Origin of the sequence: Nocardiopsis lucentensis DSM 44048, from assembly GCF_000341125.1 — a bacterium.
Lineage (GTDB): Bacteria > Actinomycetota > Actinomycetes > Streptosporangiales > Streptosporangiaceae > Nocardiopsis > Nocardiopsis lucentensis.
Map to the genome: position 1 here is coordinate 1 of NZ_ANBC01000220.1, position 504 is coordinate 504.

Below are 504 nucleotides of genomic sequence, written 5' to 3' on the forward strand. Positions count from 1 at the left end.
CGTCCGAAGCAGGTGCGATGGGTCAGGGCTCGGCCGCGCCCGGCGCCGAACGCAGGGACCATCCCGGCGAACGGCCGATCGCCGTGCGCCCCGACGAGACGGTCATCCCGGTGCTGCACTGCTTCGACCCGGAGGCGACGATCGAGTTCTTCCGCGCGATCGGCTTCGAGGTCACCCACGACCAGCGCAGGCCCTATCTCTACCTCGCGTTGCGCTGGAGCGGCTTCGACCTGCACTTCGGCCGTCCGCCCAAGGGCCTGGACCCGTCGATGGAGCACACCGGCGGGTGCCTGGTCATGGTCGACGACGTCGCCGCCTACCACGCCGCCATCACCCGGGGCATGCGCGAGGCGTTCGGCAAGGTCCTCGGCCGCGGCCTGCCCCGCGTCACCCGGTACCGGCCCGGCGCGAGTCGCTTCACCCTCATGGATCCCTCGGGCAACTCGGTCATCTTCATCCAGCGCGACGAGCCGGAGGAGCCGGAGTACGGCGGCTCGGGGGGGC

Annotated in this window: 1 pseudogene; it reads left to right on the forward strand. The window is 71.8% G+C overall.

Features of this window, described 5'->3' with window-relative positions:
* Positions 1-17 precede the first annotated feature (17 nt).
* Positions 18-504: pseudogene (locus D471_RS0107350) on the forward strand (glyoxalase); the annotation flags it as partial.